Genomic DNA, 17384 nt, shown 5'->3' on the forward strand with positions numbered 1-17384 from the left:
GTTGGATGATATTGGATATAATTTCCAATATTTACTTCTATGACCAACATTTGTTTTCAAACCTGCAACTTAAAAGAAAATAGTATTTAGGAGGATAATTATGACATATGAAGAATGTATCAACGAATGCCTTCATTGTATGGAACAGTGCAATCGCTGCTTTGACGATTGTTTAAAAGAAGATGATACAAAAATGATGGCAGAATGCATCCGCCTGGATCGGGATGTGCTGATATCTGTGCGTTAGCTGCCAAATCTATGCACAGCAACAGCCCGTTTGCTGCCCAGATCTGCCGTGTTTGTGCAGAGATTTGTTAGGCCTGTGGCGATGAGTGCGCGAAGCACGAAGCCAAGCACTGTCAGGACTGTGCAGAAGCTTGCCGTCGCTGTTCGAAAACCTGCAGGGAAATGGCTGCCGCATAACAAAAATAAATTTAATACAATGACGATCCTGAAAAGAATGTTCCCCATTCTTTTCAGGATCGTCATTGTAAACAAATACCAAAAATTTGTTAGAGCATCTGTCTCGTTTCCATGACGGGCGGAAAGGGAAAAAGACTCCGCATGGTAGTAGAAAAAAATAAAACGGAAAAGAGAATGTTCGATGTTTATGTCGATTATTATGTCGCTCGGGATTGGGATTGTCGGTGTCATTGTGATTACCCGCATCCTTGGAAAAAAACAACTCTCCCAGGTTACGCCGATCGACTTTGTGTACGTGTTGATTTTAGGAGGTATTGTCGAAGAAGGGTTATATACGACGCAGACCAGCTGGTATCATATTTTATTTACGTTTGTGGTCTGGGGACTGATGGTCTGGATCCTGGAAACGCTGACGCAGCGGTATGACAGGTTCCGGAGTTTAATTAAAGGCACCAACAATATTCTCGTGGAAGACGGGCAGGTCAATTATAAAGCGTTGAAGAAAAATAAGCTCGAAATCGAACAGCTGCGCACTCTGCTTCGGATGCAGAGCGTGTTCTCCTTGAAAGACGTGGAATACGCCGTCCTGGAAACGAGCGGATCGGTGAGCGTCCTGCCAAAAGCAGAAGGGGAACCGTTATCGAAAGCGGACTACCTGGACGACTTTGACGCCAATGTTCCTTCCTATCTGTTGGTGGAAGACGGCCAAATTCATCACAAAAACTTGAAACAGACGACCAAAGACGAACAATGGTTGTTAGATGAACTGGATCAGCAGGGCTACCAGCTAAAAAATATTTATTTTGCGGAATGGGATGCCAACGACGGCTTTCTGGTTCAAACGTATAAGTAACCTTCGGGAAGACAATCGCGAAGAAACAACCTTTCTTCGCGATTGTTTGATGAAGGGCCAAGGGAGGTTTTAAGGATGTCCGCATCTGAGAAACAGGAGAACAACATCAAGCAGCCGGAAGAATCTTCGTCTCAGGAGACTCCCGAGCATGCTTCGGAGCCCTCTCTGACGATGGGGCTTGTGCCGGCGCCGGGGGCCGCTGCCGAAACGATCGAAGCGTTGGAGCCGGAGTTAGCTGATCTGCTTTCCAGCGAAGTGGACGATGCTTACGCCTGGGACGTTCAGATAGTAGTGGACCCGCTAACCGGCCTGGCGGAAGAAGCAGGTTCCGTGCTGGAGGAAGCCCAAAACCTCAAGGATAAGCGGGAGTGGGATTATGTCGTGTGCCTAACCGACCTGCCCCTGTTCCGGGAAGAGGAATTCCTCGTGGCGGAAGCCAACGGCGAGCGGAAGATTGCCCAGCTCTCCATCCCGACCCTCGGGGCGCTGCCGCTCGTGCGGCGGGTACGGGAAGCCATGCTTCAGTTAATGAGCGAAATGCATCACGGTAGTTCCGATGGAGATCGGGACGATCAAACGGCAAAGACGTCGTCCATGGGAAGCGAACAGGGGAACTACGTGCGTAACAAGGGGTCCCGGCAGCTATTAGGCGATACCTGGTTTGAACGGATCGCCCCGATTTACCGGATTCAGCCCAAAGAAAGCGACCATGCGTTGGATACCCGGTACGTCGCCCGGCCCAATATGAGTGGGTACGCCCGGGTCGTGACGGGAATGGCCCGAGCCAATCATCCATTACAAGTATTTTCTGCCTTCAAGAGTGTGATTGCCGTCGCGTTTGCTTCGGGGGCCTATGCGATGATTTTTCCCACGGTCTGGCAGTTGGGCGAAGCATATACACCTGGGCGGGCGCTTGTGTTGATGGCGGTGGCCATTACCGCGTTAACTGGGTGGATGATGCTTGCCCATAACTTATGGGAGCGGCCGTCCAAAAAACGAAAAAAATATATGACCCGGCTGTATAATGCGGCGACCATGCTTACCATTGGTTTTGGCGTCCTTTGTTATTACAGTATTTTGTTTACCTGTTTCTTTCTGGCCGTGTTTCTCTTTATTCCGACGAGCATGCTTCAATCGCCGTCCGGCCTTGGACACATGGTTGGCTTTCCTTTCTATCTTACGCTTGCCTGGATCGTGACCTCGCTGGCCACGTGCATCGGGGCATTGGGTGCGGGATTAGAAGATGAAGAAACGGTGCTCAAGGGGACGTATGGTTACCGCCAGTTCCAACGCAAACAAGCAGCCAAGCGGGAGGAAGAAGAGGAAAACGAGGAAAACGAAACGAACCAGGAAGCGAATCAGAAGAAATAAGGAATGGTAGTGATAAAAAAGAGCAAGCTCTCAGAAAGAGTTTGCTCTTTTTTATCACTATCGCTATCTCAAATGTTGAGTGACACTGTCGCATGATAGGGAAAAGGCAGGAAGCATGGTGATCAGCTCATCGAAAAGGTTTTTCATCGAGATTATGTTAATTACTGGTTCGTGTTTATGCTCAGGCCCCCTTTGCCTGCCCGACAATTAATAGGGGGGCTAGACTTGTCAGATAACTCATTGAGCCTTCGAGTGGGGCCTAACACGGCAATATCTCCTTTTTGGGGGTTGGCCATACAGGGATTAATCATCACGCGCGGGTACGCTTCGCCCTTGCTCCTCCTCAAGCGGCCATGGTTTTCTTTCCCGGAGGACTTCCTTACAATAGAAAACGGAAAAGAAAACGAGGGAGCGTACGAGACAATGACGAACCAACAGGCAAAGATCATGAATCCAGCAGCCGGAGCCATTGTCATGGCCATGGGTGTTTTTCTTTACGCGACGATCGATACGTTGTTCTTTATCGATCGTATCTATAAGCAAGGTTTAACGATGGGGTTAGTCCTCCTTCTAGGATGGTTGGCGGTCAACATGGCGCGTCAATGTTTATCCCCAGCTTTTTTATCAAGTTTTTTTCGCAATCCTGTGAATGTGTTCCTCTCCGGCACATGGATCGCGGGGGTAGCGGTGTTGGTGAACGTGCTCTTAAAGTATTTCCCTGGAAGTTTGCCGGTATTAAAAACCATAGCGATAGGAAATACAGGTCTATACAGTTTATTTTTGGTCCTCTGCCTGTATAATTTCAAAAAACTGTTCCAGGCGCCAGCAAAGTACCAGGCGCATGGGGTGATTTTGTTGTCCACGGTGACCACGCAGGCGCTGGTGATCATGTGGGTGGAATTGTTTCACGTTACAGACAAACATGTCCTGCTTTTCATGATTGGAGCAGGGGGAGTGTTTTACATCGGCGGGCTGGTATTAATTAGCTACAGCATTGTTCAAGCAAAGGCGTGGTCATTGGCGGAAGATTGGCCGAACACCAACTGCATTATTCACGGCGCTTTATCCATCACCGGCCTGGCTCTGGTATTGGCAGAAGTGGCCTCTGCAACAGCCATACTCGGGTTCTGGGGCATTGTCTGTGCCCTGTTGGTGATGGTAGAAAGCGTGGAGCTGCGGCGGGCCGTCCAACGAGTTCGGCGATATGGCTGGCGGGAAGGAGTAGGGACGTACCACGTATCGCAATGGTCGCGTAATTTTACGTTTGGAATGTTTTATGCCTTCACTTCCGCGTTGCATGAGCATTTCCAGTATTCCAATACATTGGAGCAGGTATACGCTTGGCTGCTGCCATCTTGGGGATGGTTGGTGTTCGCAGTATTGGTGGTGGAATGTGTATTATGGATCCAATCGAAACGAACATCCTTGGAGGGCACGATCCCCCAAGGAGGGCGTTGAGGTGCGCTTTCATCGAGAAACTATCCATCGTGACGTTGACCAGCCGGAATGGCTGGTTTTTTGTGGTTTCAAATCAATTATATTTTTAAAAATTTCAGATACCATATTAATGTCTTTAAATATTTCTTACCATATAGGTATAGATAATAGAGAGTACTATATCCTCTCAAAAAGTACACGTTTTGATACATACACAGACCATGGTCAAATCCATGGTTTTTTCCTTTCAAAACATCTAGAAAATAGTTTGGATATGTATCATAATGAACAAGGAGGTTATGGATGGTTTTTAGCCGTCATTTCTTCATTCATTTCCAAAAAGGGAGTACATAACTATGGAGTATCGGAATTATGGATACATACGCGTCAGCAGCAAAGATCAGAATGAAAGCCGACAATTAGCTTCGATGAGAGAAGCAGGGATCTTGGAACGGGATATTTTTATTGACCGGGCCAGTGGCAAAAACTTTCAGCGAGACCAGTACCAACTGTTGAAACGCATACTGCGGAAAGGGGATGTGCTGTATATTCATTCACTGGATCGATTCGGCCGGAACAAGGAAGAGATTCTTCAGGAATGGAACGAAATCACGAAAACGATTCAGTGTGATATTGTGGTGCTAGATATGCCATTATTAAATACCAAAGAGCAGGACGATACGATGAAAACGTTCATTGTTGACCTGGTGCTGCAGATTCTCTCGTGGATGGCGGAAGAAGAACGGACGCGGATCCGCAATCGTCAGCGCGAAGGGATCGATGCCGCTCAGGGCCAAGGGGTGAAGTTTGGCCGCCCAGAAACGCCGATCACGGAAGCGTTTGAAGAAGCTTACCGGGAATGGAAAGCTGGAGAAATTAAGGCCGTGGATGCTATGCGACGCTTACATTTATCGAACAGTACCTTTTATCGATTAGTGAAACGATATGAAAATATAAGATGATTTAATTTATAATTACAGTCCGTGAAATTATATTATGAATGAGGAGTAAAATAATGAAACCTAAAATCCAAGACGTGGCCAAAGCAGCCGGGGTTTCCCCAACGACAGTATCTCGCGTGCTCAACAACCGGGGATATATTAGCCAATCGACCAAAGATAAAGTATATGATGCTATGGAAACCATTAATTATATCCCGAACGATCTCGCACGCTCTCTATACAATCAAAAAACGAATTTAATAGGCGTTATTGTTCCCTCGACCAGCAACCCGTTTTATGGGGAACTCGTGGCTGAAATTGAACATGCCTGCAATACCAAGGGGTACAAAGTGCTGCTCTGTAATAGCCTGCACGAGGCCGATAAAGAGCAGGAATATTGGGATATGCTCCAGCGAAACCAAGTAGATGGCGTTATTGTCGTCACCTATAACCGGGGGTTAGTTCCTAAAAATCACTCTGCTCCGTCTGTAGCCATCGACCACTATATCTCTAGCCATATGCATGTTGTCAGCTCGGATAATTATAAGGGAGGAGAGGCAGCCACGCAGGAATTATTATCCCAAGGGTGCCAGAAACCTATACATATTAATGGACCTTTAACCCTGGATACCCCTGCTAATTTAAGACGGCAAGCTTATGAAGACGTGATGCGCGAAAATCATAAGGAACCCATGACCTACGAAATACCAGACGTGGCCTATTTGAACATCAATATGGAGACCATTAAAAGAATATTTCAAGACCACCCGGACGTTGACGGTATTTTTGCGAGTGATGATTTACTCGCTATTAAAGTAATCCAATATGCAACCAGCCTTGGCTACAGTATTCCTAACGATTTAAAAGTCGTGGGGTATGACGGCACGGACCTCATTCAAACCATTTATCCAGAGTTGACTACTATTGTTCAACCGATTGCTGCCATCGCAGAAACTGCCCTTGCTGTACTGGAAAAACAAATGCAGCATGAAAACCAACCAGAAAAAGAAAACGTGCTTCCTATCCAGGTTAAAAAAGGACATACCACGTAAGCCTTCTACCAGTGAACGTCTTCACTGGTTTTTTTATTTTCATATGTCAACCGGTTGACATATCGTGAAAAATATTAGATGATGCTAATAATCATTAATTTGTTATCGCTTACAAAAAAAGAAATTAACCAAGAAAGGATGGTTATTGTATGTACTATCAAGAACCGTTCCGCCAGCAACTGCACTATTCCCCAAGAGAAAACTGGATGAATGATCCTAACGGTTTAGTCTATTTCGAGGGAGAATATCATTTATTTTATCAATACAACCCGTATGGGAACGACCACGCCCATATGCATTGGGGGCATGCGATTAGCCAGGATCTCACTCACTGGAAAGAACTACCTGTCGCTTTGGAGCCAGACGAACTCGGCACTATTTTTTCCGGAGGAGCTGTCGTCGATACGGGGAACAGCAGTGGGTTGTTTCAACAAGAATCTGGAGGAATGGTAGCCATCTATACGCAGGATGGTGCTACTCAACAGCAAAGCATCGCATACAGCGAGGATCACGGACGTACATGGCAAAAATACAAACATAACCCTGTGATTGAAAATCAAACCATCAAGGACTTTCGGGATCCCAAAGTGTTTTGGCATGAAGAGACCCAAAAGTGGATCATGGCCTTGGCATGCGGCGATCACATTCAATTCTATCATTCCCCCAATCTCATTGACTGGACGTACCAATCTTCCTTTGGCCAAGAGTATGGTTCCCACGTGGGCGTATGGGAATGCCCGGACCTTTTTCCTTTAACCGTGGAATCGACTGCCACGCAACAATGGGTCCTTATCGTGAGCATTAACGACGGGGGCCCTAACGGCGGCTCTGCCGTCCAATATTTCACCGGCGATTTTGATGGGGTCCAATTTCACGCTAATGAAACACCAACGGAGGCCATCAAATGGGCAGACGAAGGCACCGATTTTTACGCTGCTGTTTCATGGGAAAACACCGCATCCAGGTACTGGATCGGATGGATGAACAACTGGCAATACGCAGGGAAGGTTCCCGTTTCTCCTTGGCGCAGTTCGATGAGCATGGTCCGTCGGCTCTCTCTTCAACAGGTGAACGAAGCATATGTATTAAAACAGACTCCTATTTTACCTAATGATTTATGGGACGAACAGAACCACATGGCCGGGAGCCAGAGGCTGGTGCCAACCAACGATATTGCCGCTTTCGATATAAGCCCGCTCTCGGACATTCAATTGACTGTGGGAGAAAAGAATAGCAGTACTGGTTGGGGGATGCATTTCATTAGTGACTTGGAAGAGAGATTTACCGTGGAATTTGATGAATCCAAGCATACCTACACCGTGCATAGGACGGAGGGCATGACCGACTTTTCCCCTCACTTCCCAGGCGAACACACCGGTTCTCTGCACCAATGGAAGGTCGAAAAGGTTCATTGCCTGCTCGATCATGCATCCATGGAATTGTTTATCAATGACGGCCTGAGTGTTTCGACGACCTTACTCTTTCCGAAGGGCTCACTCTCTCGTTTGGAAGTCTTCTCCAAAGACCAACCACTTGTGTTAGACAACGTAAATATTATCGACCGTGTGTCCATATGGAACGATCAGCACACGCCGGTAAACTAATTGCAGGTACCGTTAAGGGAAAAGGCTCTATTCTTCTTTCCATCTCATCTAAAGGAGTGTGCAACGCATGAATACGTTCCAAAACAGCAAGTATTGGTTTTCATCGGGGTATTTGTTTCTATTTTTCGTGACCTGGTCGATCTGGTGGTCCTTTTATGCGATATGGCTCAACAATTCATTGGGCCTATCCGGTGCTCAGGTTGGCAATATCTATTCGTTTAATTCATTTTTTGCCCTCCTGTTTATGATCGGCTATGGGCTGCTTCAGGATAAACTGGGAACCAAGAAAAACCTGGTGTGGTTCCAGAGTATATTATTGGTCGGCATCGCTCCCTTTGTCATCTATGTCTATGAACCGTTACTATTATCATCGTTTTACCTGGGAGCTGTATTAGGGGCTATTTATCTAGGCGCTGGGTTTGTGGCAGGGGCCGGATTTTTAGAATCGTACACCGAAAAGTTGAGCCGGAAATACGATTTTGAGTTCGGAAAATCCCGTATGTGGGGGTCATTAGGCTATGCGGTCGCTGCGCTCGGAGCCGGAGCCCTGATGAGCATCAATCCTCACATCAATTTTTGGTTGGCTTCGGCGGCTGGCGTGTTATTTTTCGCATTGAATCTTTTCTTTAAAGTCGACATTTCGACCAAGGAACAAAAACAAACTACGAATATTTCGAAGAAAGATCTGCGGTTTTTATTCACGAATAAAGTCTTTTGGTTTTTATTAATCTATTTATTTGGAACCGTTTGCATTTATACCGTGTACGATCAACAGCTCTTTCCGGTTTATTTTGTGGAACTCTTTGCTAGTCAGGAACAAGGAAACACCATTTACGGATTTTTGAATTCAGCCCAAGTATTTGTCGAAGCCATGTTTCTCTTTTTAGCTCCTTTTATTGTCAACAAAATAGGTATCAAACAGTCGCTCGTGTTAGCTGGAAGTATTATGGCGTTCCGCATTCTTGGATCAGCCACCGTTACTAGTGGCATTGGAATTTCGTTCATGAAGATGTTACATGCCGTCGAGCTTCCGTTGTTGCTGATTGCCGTGTTTAAGTATATTACCGCCAATTTCGATGTGCGGCTTTCCGCCACCGTCTACCTGGTCGGTTTTAAAGTATCCAGCGAATTAGGCGTGATTCTATTTTCGGGGCTCGTGGGCTATGTCTATGATTTAACGAGCTACGAAACGACCTTCTACATTCTTGGGTCGGTGGTCGCTGTCTTCGTTCTCTTCTCGTTTATCACGCTGAATAATGATCATCAGGAACCTCAACGGATGGAGACGTATGAAACCGCCCAGGATAAAGCTTAACCTATATTCATGGGCTCTTTTACATGTGATATATACCGAATCACATGTATTGCGGATGCATTAATGAACGCCAGCATATGGGAGATTCATGAAAAACCATTTTATAAACAATGAAAAGCAGAAGGACTATGCGCCTTCTGCTTTTATATATCCGTTATTTGGCTTTTGATTTTTTCGCGTGAGAACGATGTTGACGGACGATTTCATTGACTTCTTCTAATTCTGGATCGTCCGGACAAAACGACTTGTTGGACGTGAGCCGATTGTTATTTTCCTCTAGTATTTCATTTTCTTTGTCTATTAATTCTTGATAAGATAATTTATTCATGACGTATCGCCTCCTTTGATGAGGTACGAGTCTATGAGCATATCTATCGTACTTCTATATATAATTGTAACATAAGAGTTTTTTCTCGTATAAGGAGAACCAGGAGCAACTTCTTGATAGTATTGGACTAATTTTTCATATTGTTTTGTATGGATAGCTACAATGCCATCGTACCCTCTTTCTTCACTACAATAACAAGCAAAAGCAATCATGGGAGGGGCAATCAAATACTCTTTTTGTTGTTTATAATCCACACGCTCCAATAAATTCACGATATAATATTGTTCTTTTGTATTCGGAGTGATTTCCATAATAGCGATTAATTCCGCTGTCTTATCACGATATAGCTGATATGTTTCGCTCGTAGGACTGATGATTCGCTCTTGCCAATCTTGCACAAAATCATTATCACTGAAACTTAACGAGCTGACCACCACGCCGGCATACCTTGACTGAATAATGGTGCCATACTCAAACTGGTCGTTCTTATCTTTGATGGGAAGCTTGACCTTCATAAACGTCTCCTTATTATCATTACTTATGACATAGGTGTTGGTTGAATCGGTGGAATCGCTTATCGTTTGTTTCGAAGCATCCTTATGAACATCACAGAAGTTTCTTTTTAAATGTTTTTATGCTTCCTCCTTGTTGGACGCAGGAGCTCGTTCGAGCACCCGGATTACTTTTTTGTATTCCCGGCCCGTGTCTTCGATATCTTCCCGGAACACGTTCATCACAACCACCGACCGTCGGCCTTTCTTGGTCGGGACCTGGACAATATCTCCAGGTTGAATCGGATGATCGCGCAATCGTTTGGGAATGTTCCAGTGATACAGTTTATGGGTTGGTAACACTAACGCATCGTTTTCGTCTCTCCCACGGATGTGAAAAGCAGCAATCGTATTGTTTGTTTTCATGACTCTCTCTTCCCTTCGTTGAATGATCGTTGATAACCAAAAATGGGGGAGTTGGGTGTTCCGGAACGAAGCCGCAGCTATCCTTTTTCATGTTCCTATTTCGTCTTTTGCTATTCACCATGTTGGTCCGTTAGCTTGCCATGACACACATGTTTTGGCTCTTCATCACGTTCCAATCATGAACAAGCTTGGGTCATGTCTAGACCGATATTGGTTCCATATTGGGACACGTTTCGAGCATTCAATGAGCTTGATCGGGAACACGAGATAAGCTCCAATGGTTTGCAGAAACGGGTCATTTTTGATCGAAGGTTGGTCAATAATCGATCGGTGTCCGGTTATCCAAGCCTCAACATTTGTACTCAAATGTGTCACAGACCCCCGTTTTTGTACTCAATCCTGTCACAGCACTGTCTCAAACGTGTCACAAAACGCATTTTTGATGTACCCACGTAAAGCCTGGCACTGCCAGGCACTCCAATTTGATTGGGGTCATTTTTCCCTTATGCTCTTCCAAATTTTTAATCGTTACAGGGATGGTGTGCCAAAACGAGCTTATGGCATGACAGGTAGGGTGTTTGATTTTTGCTGTTTGTTTATCCGGCTATCGTTAGCCAAACGAACCAGAAGATCGACCAAAGGACATTCGAACGAGCCTATTTTTAGAACAACAACGATACATAGATGTATCCTCTTTTGTGATGTTTCAAGGAAAAAAATTTGAATGGTTCGACCTGGATACTGCTTGGCTATCGTTTCTCTTTTCCATGAGTACGCCGCTCATGATTCTCGATTCCAGCGTTTGTTTTTCGCATTATCTTTGCGCTGTTTTTGGTGCGCAATCCGATCATTCACTTCTTCTTTCGCTGTTGCATATGGTGTCGAAGTAAAATCACTGGTGGTCATGATGTCACGAATACCGCTGTTTACCATCAAGCCGTTCAACAGCTCCAGAAGGACTTGCGAATGGTAGTCCGTATTGTTCACCCCGTGTTGTAACCGTTGAAAATGGTTCTGCATTTCCTCTTCCACTTTTTGATGCATGTGGTTGGCGATCCTCGCCGTCGTATCGTTGAGTCGTTGGTTCATTTCGCGTTGACGTTGGTGTTCTAACAATATTTCTTCGATCGTTTTCGATAGCGTCTTATGGTTTCGCTGCTCTTGCAATTGCTGCACATATTCGGCTGCTTCAGGCGACAAACGGAGACGGGATTGAATGCTTGCCATACGGAAACCTCCTCTGATAATGATGAATGGTTTGTTGCTTGTTCTTGGACATCTAAGGGCTTCAAACGAAGACGCCTTCGGTCTAGATCATCGAATGGTTATCGGCTTGTTTGTTGCTCTTTTCCTGTTTCATTATCCATGCTTCTCCGAACAGCTCCCCTGCAAGATCAAAAAAATAGAAAGAGCATAAGGGAAAAATGATATCACTTCGTGCTATCCCCGGCAGTGCCGGGGTTTTGGGGTGATATCGTGAAAATGGCGCTGTGTGACACTTTTGAGACAGTGCTGTGACAGAATTGAGTACAAAACTGGGGGTCTGTGACACTTTTGAGTAAAGGTTTTGAGGCTCTTATTGCAGGTCATGGATCCAAATAAAGCCAATACCTGGTTCCATGATGCCTAACATCCAAGCGCCCATGGTCTCTTTCATGATGTCTTGATGGTGGATCGATCGTATACGCGGACGTGTCTATTGATGGCTGTTGTTGGCTCTCTCCCAGCAGATAAATGGATCCTTAGCTGAGCCATCCACCGTTAAAATCGTGGAGAAATGGTTGCAGCAATTATCGACGGTTGATCGATCAACAGATGCTTCTTTTCTTTTTCGATAGTCAGATCGATATTGCACATCTTGAAAAGCTCTGAGAAGCCACAGAAGCGTTTTGGTGTTCTTTCTCTCCCTCAACTCCTACTAACAGATAAATGATGCTTACGGGCTTGCTGTATTTACTCTATGGGTTACTCATGACCAACGAGGATTACGTTGCATCGTTTCCAAAGGCTTTCCAGAGCTTCGGAATCTTGTTCGCTTTGTGCGATGACACGACGTAATGTGTAAACGGCTGCTTGGTTTCTGGATCCTTATAGGTATTGATCTCATACGTCTCCGTGGGAGCCGTAACGACGACTTCGGCGGCCCACTGAGCACGCTTTTTTCCCTTCGATCGACGATCACTTACTGTAATCCCCGGAACATCTCCCTGATTCACAATCAGGTACTGGGTCATGCTATTGGAATCCGCTTCGATCTTCACGTGAAAACCGATCGTTGTTAATTCTTTTTCCAACTGTTTCACACTTCGATTTATCTTGGAGATGGTGCCTGCCATCGACTTCTCCCTCCTCCATGGGTTTATGAGCCATCCTGTAGCCAGTTATAGTTCAGCGGATGATTAGCTGGTAAATGCGGATATGGCTGGTCAATCATGTCTCGTTTCAGGCGGTGCTTATGTAATGTGTTGTCCAGGCACGTTCGCAGATACGCTTCGTAATGACGAACCGGTTCTTGTTTGTTGGCGATTTCTTCTTTGACTCGTTGAATAACTTCAAGGGATAAGCCTTCTTCGAGATATTCTTTTTCTATATCGGACGTATCTTGATATTCTAATGAAGAATTGTCAACGTTCTTGTTAACAAGTATTTCTTTGTTAGTATTTTTTTGTTCTTGTTTATTTGTATTATATTTCTTTTGTAGTTGAACGTTTTGTACAGTACGCAATGTACTGTACGCATTGTACTGTACGTTTTGTACAGTAGAAAAATCTTCTTCTGGATTGGGAATCGGGAAGTAATTATCTTTAATTTCTGAAACACTATACACTGAAGAACTCTCTTTTAAGATTTCTTTAAGCTGTTCATCAACAAAAGTTAAATACTCTTCTTCCTCAAAAGGGATATCTGATACATTATAAAAATATGTTTTCTTGCCATTGATATAGCAAACAAAACCAACAGCATATCGATTCTCTAATAGTATTTTCCAAGCTGTATCTACTTTTCTTCTAGAAAATTTATTTTGTAAGTGTGTTTTATGTAAGGTCCAATCCTCAGGCAAACTCATAATATAAGTTAACAATCCTATTGCTTGAAGATCGTCTAATCCTTCTTGTACTGCTTGATTATGAAGCTGCAGATAATTAGATGTTTTTGTTCTTTTAATAATTGCCATAATAAAAACTCCCATCAAGTATTTTGGATGAGAGTTATTTCTACACATTTAAAGTTTCTCCTGAACGAATTAAATATAGAATTTAGAATAAACACATCTCTTGAAAAGATATAAGAATATGCTAAACTAAAATCAAATAGTTTTTCTTCTCGTCATAGAAGAGTTTGTTTTGTGTAGGGAATAACTCTCTACAAAGGCAGTCAGTGTTGGTAGCACTGGCTGCTTTTTATTGTTTAAGTATATAATATCTGAATTACTATTTATAATCAATCTCCCATTTGTTGCCAAGAAAAGCGCCTTCATGTATATTTAAAAAGGCTTGTAATGCACACAGGCTTACATACCATTCCTTAAAGATCATGCTCTCCAGGGCATGGTCTTTTTAATATCCAAAAAGCTTCTTCCAAAACCCTTTCTTTTCTTGCACTTCTTCGTTTGTACTTCTATCTGTATTTTCGTTTTCTAGAGGTTGTTCAGTGACTTGCTCATCCGATTCTGAACTATTTTTGTTTTCTGTATCAGGAAGCTCCTCTTTCGTTTCTTCAGATTCCAGCTGTTTAAGTTCAGTATCATTAAATTTACTTTCTAGTCTTTGAATAGCCTTTTGTTGTTCTTTTAGCATTTCTGACTGTTGAATTATCAATTCTTTTAATTCTTTAATCTCATCAGGGTTGTAACTGTTATGTTTTGATAAGTTGTGACTGTTATGCTCCGGGTGTGCAGATTTCATCATACTTACTACTTCTTCAACTGCATCTTGCAAAGTGGTTCCTGGTTGGCTTTTGAGTTCCATCATTTTTTTCAGCATATTGACTTCGGATTCTTGAAAGGAAATATGATTGTTTTTTTCTCTAGTGAAGTTATAACCTTCGCGTTCAATAAGTAGATAGTATTTTTTAGCAGTAGACTCTTTAACCCCTAATGCATCAGCAAGGTCAGTTAAACGATATTTTAATTCAGTCATAACAATCATGCCCCCTTAACTTAAGTGAATTATAACAGTTGTAATTAAATTCAGCTATTAGTTTTTTGATTATTAGGAGTATAACTGTCATAACCAATTGGTTGTGACAGTTATGACTATGAGGTTTTATTAATTTACTTCCGATAAGGATCGTTATGTTGATAAATTTTTTGGCCATTGCGATTTATATCGTAAACGTAGTTGCAAAATAATGCTGTATGCGATATATTGCATACAATATATTTAAAAGAAAGAGAGGAAGGTTCATATGCCTGTTCCGAAAAATTTGGATTTGCCAGCGCATCGTTCTGCTAAGGAACGAGCGATGGCGCAGATTCAACGTTGGATCATTGATGGGACGCTTCAGCCCGGCGAAAAAATCATGGATGCAGAACTGGCCGAGACCTTTGCGGTAAGTCGGACACCGATTCGCGAAGCCCTTCAATTACTGGAGATGCAGGGCCTCGTGTCGATGTTTCCGGGCAAAGAAACACGGGTGAAACAGATTGAAAAAGACGATATATTAAAACTGTATCCCACGTTGGCCTCGTTGCACGCTCTGGCGGTAGAGTACGTAGCTCAACACGTCTCCTCTGAGGATATCGAAAAGCTCAAGCGATGCAATGCCCAGTTCCGTCAGGCCGTCGAAAATAACCAAACCTACGAAGCGATGGAACTGGATGAACAATTTCACTCCTTGCTGGTCGATCTCTCCCATAACGAGTATATTGCGTCGTTCAGTGCTTCGCTGCAAATGCACATTCGTCGATTCAAATACGTCTTTCTGCACGAAAATCATTATGCGACGCTAACGTCTGTGGAAGAGCATGCTTCGCTGATTCACGCACTGCAAGAAGGCGATGGGGAAACGGCCGTTGCGACGATGAAACAAAACATTATCCGACCGATGCATGAGCTTTACGCATCGATATCCTAAGAGAGGGTGAGTCCATTGTCTACCACAGGACGCTCAGACATGATTAAGAAAGGTCTCGACCGCGCGCCCCATCGCAGTTTACTGCGGGCTGCCGGAGTTAAGGAAGAAGATATGAATAAGCCATTCATTGGTGTTTGCAACTCCTACATCGATATCATTCCCGGCCATATGCACTTGAACAAGTTTGCTGAAGTCGTCAAAGAAGCCATTATTGAAGCGGGAGGCATCCCGTTCGAATTTAATACGATTGGCGTGGATGACGGGATCGCGATGGGCCATATTGGTATGCGTTATTCGTTGCCAAGCCGGGAAATCATCTGTGATGCGGCGGAAACAGTGATCAACGCGCATTGGTTTGACGGTGTTTTTTACATTCCCAATTGTGACAAAATCACCCCGGGAATGCTCATGGCGGCGATGCGTACCAACGTGCCAGCCGTCTTTGTTTCTGGCGGCCCCATGGAGGCAGGGCGTACCCAGGATGGGAAGAGTCTATCGCTTGCTTCGGTATTTGAGGGCGTAGGAGCCTTTTCTTCTGGAAAAATGTCTCGGGAGGCATTGTTGGAAATTGAACAACAAGCTTGCCCGACCTGTGGTTCCTGTTCCGGGATGTTTACAGCCAACTCCATGAATTCCTTGATGGAAATGTTAGGCCTGGCGCTCCCCGGAAACGGCACCCTGGTAGCTACATCGCAGGAACGACATCAGTTAATCCAAGAGGCCGCGACGCATTTAATGCATTTGGTGGAACAAGATATTAAACCACGCGATATCGTGACCGAAGAAACCATTGATGATGCCTTTGCCCTGGATATGGCCATGGGGGGATCGACGAATACAGTCCTGCACACCCTTGCCATTGCCCACGAAGCCGAGATTGATTACGACTTGAAGAGAGTGAATGACGTGGCCGAACGCGTCCCTTACTTGTGTAAAATTAGCCCGGCCTCGGATTATTCCATGGAAGACGTTCATCATGCGGGTGGAGTGAGCGCGATCATCAAAGAGCTTTGCACGATGCCAGGGACTATTCATCCCGACCGCATCACGATCACGGGCAAGAGTTTGTATGAGACCGTGCAACATGCCGAAATTCGAAACGAAGCCGTTATTCATCGAAAAGAGAACCCCTATAGTCCCGTAGGGGGATTATCTATTCTTTACGGAAACCTGGCCCCGGATGGCGCGGTCATCAAAGTAGGGGCGGTAGATCCGTCCATCAAGACGTTCGAAGGGGAAGCGATTGTGTTCGACTCCCAAGAAGAAGCGCAGGAAGGGATTACCCAAGGGACCGTCCAAGCCGGGCATGTGGTGGTCATTCGGCATGAAGGGCCCAAAGGCGGCCCGGGGATGCCGGAAATGCTGGCGCCAACTTCCGCGATTGCCGGCCGGGGACTGGGTAAAGAAGTGGCGCTGATTACGGATGGCCGCTTTTCCGGTGCCTCGAGAGGGATTTCCATTGGGCATATCTCACCGGAGGCAGCGGCAGGAGGACCCATTGCGTTTATTGAAAATGGCGATCTCATTCGAATCGATTTAACCCACCGCACCATCGAATGGCTCGTCGGTGACGACGAGCATGTGCAACGAGCTCACGGGTGGAACGAACCCGAACCCAAGGTTCCCAAGGGGTATCTGGCACGCTATTCGAAGTTAGTGACCTCGGCCAACACGGGGGGCGTCATGAAAATATGATCGTCCCTGTTCCATTCTCCATTCCGTATAGAGTTGATCTGAAAGCCTAAAAGGAAGGGGCTGTCCCATGTTTGGGACAGCTTCTTTTTATGCCTTGGTATCTTATTAGATAAACTAAAATCACAGAAAAATGTTTATCCTAGTTGGTGCAAATAATCGCGAGTATGTTAAGAACAATTAAATTCAACCATGCTTAGGTCATGGAAGAACCAGAATAGGAAGAACCCAACGTTCTGTGGTCAAAGGAAGCTCTCGATGATTGTTCGATAAAACCACTAGGTCTCTTCGTTGATCCTAAATATGCATCGCCGGTTTAAAAAGAAGAAAATGTTGGTATAGAGTGAGGCAGTGGTCATAAGGCTATACAGAGAC

Annotated in this window: 17 protein-coding genes and 1 pseudogene; 11 read left to right on the top strand and 7 right to left on the bottom strand. The window is 44.8% G+C overall.

The genetic code is table 11. The features are described from left to right. The first annotated feature begins 100 nt into the window (after positions 1-100). The 9 genes and pseudogenes from ACTTK6_RS14705 to ACTTK6_RS14745 all read left to right on the top strand — a co-directional run bounded on the left by ACTTK6_RS14705 (position 101) and on the right by ACTTK6_RS14745 (position 8996). Positions 101-423 (top strand): annotated as a pseudogene (locus tag ACTTK6_RS14705) (four-helix bundle copper-binding protein). A gap of 181 nt (positions 424-604) precedes the next feature. Further along, positions 605-1276 carry a DUF421 domain-containing protein gene (locus tag ACTTK6_RS14710; RefSeq protein ID WP_462833786.1) on the top strand — a complete coding sequence of 224 codons (672 nt, stop codon included), beginning with the start codon at positions 605-607 and terminating at the stop codon, positions 1274-1276. A gap of 75 nt (positions 1277-1351) precedes the next feature. Then, positions 1352-2647 carry a hypothetical protein gene (locus ACTTK6_RS14715; RefSeq protein ID WP_462833787.1) on the top strand — a complete coding sequence of 432 codons (1296 nt, stop codon included), beginning with the start codon at positions 1352-1354 and terminating at the stop codon, positions 2645-2647. Positions 2648-3070: 423 nt separating this feature from the next. Continuing rightward, the gene (locus ACTTK6_RS14720; protein ID WP_462833788.1) at positions 3071-4105 is read left to right on the top strand and encodes a TDT family transporter; all 1035 of its coding nucleotides are present in this window, start codon (positions 3071-3073) and stop codon (positions 4103-4105) included. 1 nt (position 4106) lies between these two features. After that, entirely contained in the window at positions 4107-4493 is a 387-nt protein-coding gene (locus tag ACTTK6_RS14725) for a hypothetical protein (RefSeq protein WP_462833789.1), read from the top strand. Continuing rightward, positions 4441-5046 carry a recombinase family protein gene (locus ACTTK6_RS14730; protein ID WP_462833790.1) on the top strand — a complete coding sequence of 202 codons (606 nt, stop codon included), beginning with the start codon at positions 4441-4443 and terminating at the stop codon, positions 5044-5046. The genes ACTTK6_RS14725 and ACTTK6_RS14730 overlap by 53 nt, the downstream gene beginning before the upstream one ends. A gap of 53 nt (positions 5047-5099) precedes the next feature. Continuing rightward, positions 5100-6077 carry a LacI family DNA-binding transcriptional regulator gene (locus ACTTK6_RS14735; protein ID WP_462833791.1) on the top strand — a complete coding sequence of 326 codons (978 nt, stop codon included), beginning with the start codon at positions 5100-5102 and terminating at the stop codon, positions 6075-6077. A 149-nt stretch (positions 6078-6226) separates the two neighbouring features. Next, positions 6227-7681 (top strand): glycoside hydrolase family 32 protein, encoded by a 1455-nt coding sequence (locus ACTTK6_RS14740; RefSeq protein ID WP_462833792.1) that lies wholly within the window; start codon positions 6227-6229, stop codon positions 7679-7681. A 67-nt stretch (positions 7682-7748) separates the two neighbouring features. Further along, a complete protein-coding gene (locus ACTTK6_RS14745; protein ID WP_462833793.1) occupies positions 7749-8996 on the top strand; it encodes an oligosaccharide MFS transporter in 1248 nt (415 codons plus the stop codon). Between the two features lie 154 nt (positions 8997-9150). Here the strand turns inward: ACTTK6_RS14745 and ACTTK6_RS14750 are convergent, their stop codons facing one another. The 7 genes from ACTTK6_RS14750 to ACTTK6_RS14780 form a co-directional block, all read right to left on the bottom strand. Further along, on the bottom strand, positions 9151-9324 hold the full coding sequence (locus tag ACTTK6_RS14750; RefSeq protein WP_462833794.1) for a hypothetical protein: 174 nt from the start codon (positions 9322-9324) through the stop codon (positions 9151-9153). Beyond that, the gene (locus tag ACTTK6_RS14755; protein WP_462833795.1) at positions 9321-9839 is read right to left on the bottom strand and encodes a hypothetical protein; all 519 of its coding nucleotides are present in this window, start codon (positions 9837-9839) and stop codon (positions 9321-9323) included. The genes ACTTK6_RS14750 and ACTTK6_RS14755 overlap by 4 nt, the downstream gene beginning before the upstream one ends. A gap of 117 nt (positions 9840-9956) precedes the next feature. After that, positions 9957-10241 carry a DUF5839 family protein gene (locus ACTTK6_RS14760; RefSeq protein ID WP_462833796.1) on the bottom strand — a complete coding sequence of 95 codons (285 nt, stop codon included), beginning with the start codon at positions 10239-10241 and terminating at the stop codon, positions 9957-9959. Positions 10242-11021: 780 nt separating this feature from the next. Then, positions 11022-11468, bottom strand: coding sequence for a hypothetical protein (locus tag ACTTK6_RS14765; RefSeq protein ID WP_462833797.1), 447 nt, complete (start codon positions 11466-11468; stop codon positions 11022-11024). A 758-nt stretch (positions 11469-12226) separates the two neighbouring features. Continuing rightward, positions 12227-12577 (bottom strand): hypothetical protein, encoded by a 351-nt coding sequence (locus ACTTK6_RS14770; protein ID WP_462833798.1) that lies wholly within the window; start codon positions 12575-12577, stop codon positions 12227-12229. 23 nt (positions 12578-12600) lie between these two features. Then, positions 12601-13416, bottom strand: a complete 816-nt coding sequence (locus ACTTK6_RS14775) for a hypothetical protein (RefSeq protein WP_462833799.1) — start codon at positions 13414-13416, stop codon at positions 12601-12603. A 382-nt stretch (positions 13417-13798) separates the two neighbouring features. After that, positions 13799-14380, bottom strand: coding sequence for a hypothetical protein (locus ACTTK6_RS14780; protein ID WP_462833800.1), 582 nt, complete (start codon positions 14378-14380; stop codon positions 13799-13801). A 268-nt stretch (positions 14381-14648) separates the two neighbouring features. Between ACTTK6_RS14780 and ACTTK6_RS14785 the strand changes: the two genes are divergently transcribed. After that, the gene (locus ACTTK6_RS14785) at positions 14649-15317 is read left to right on the top strand and encodes a GntR family transcriptional regulator (protein WP_462833801.1); all 669 of its coding nucleotides are present in this window, start codon (positions 14649-14651) and stop codon (positions 15315-15317) included. Positions 15318-15356: 39 nt separating this feature from the next. Beyond that, the gene (gene ilvD, locus ACTTK6_RS14790; protein ID WP_462833802.1) at positions 15357-17012 is read left to right on the top strand and encodes a dihydroxy-acid dehydratase; all 1656 of its coding nucleotides are present in this window, start codon (positions 15357-15359) and stop codon (positions 17010-17012) included. Positions 17013-17384: the final 372 nt, after the last annotated feature.

It is taken from the genome of Marinococcus salis, from assembly GCF_054971365.1.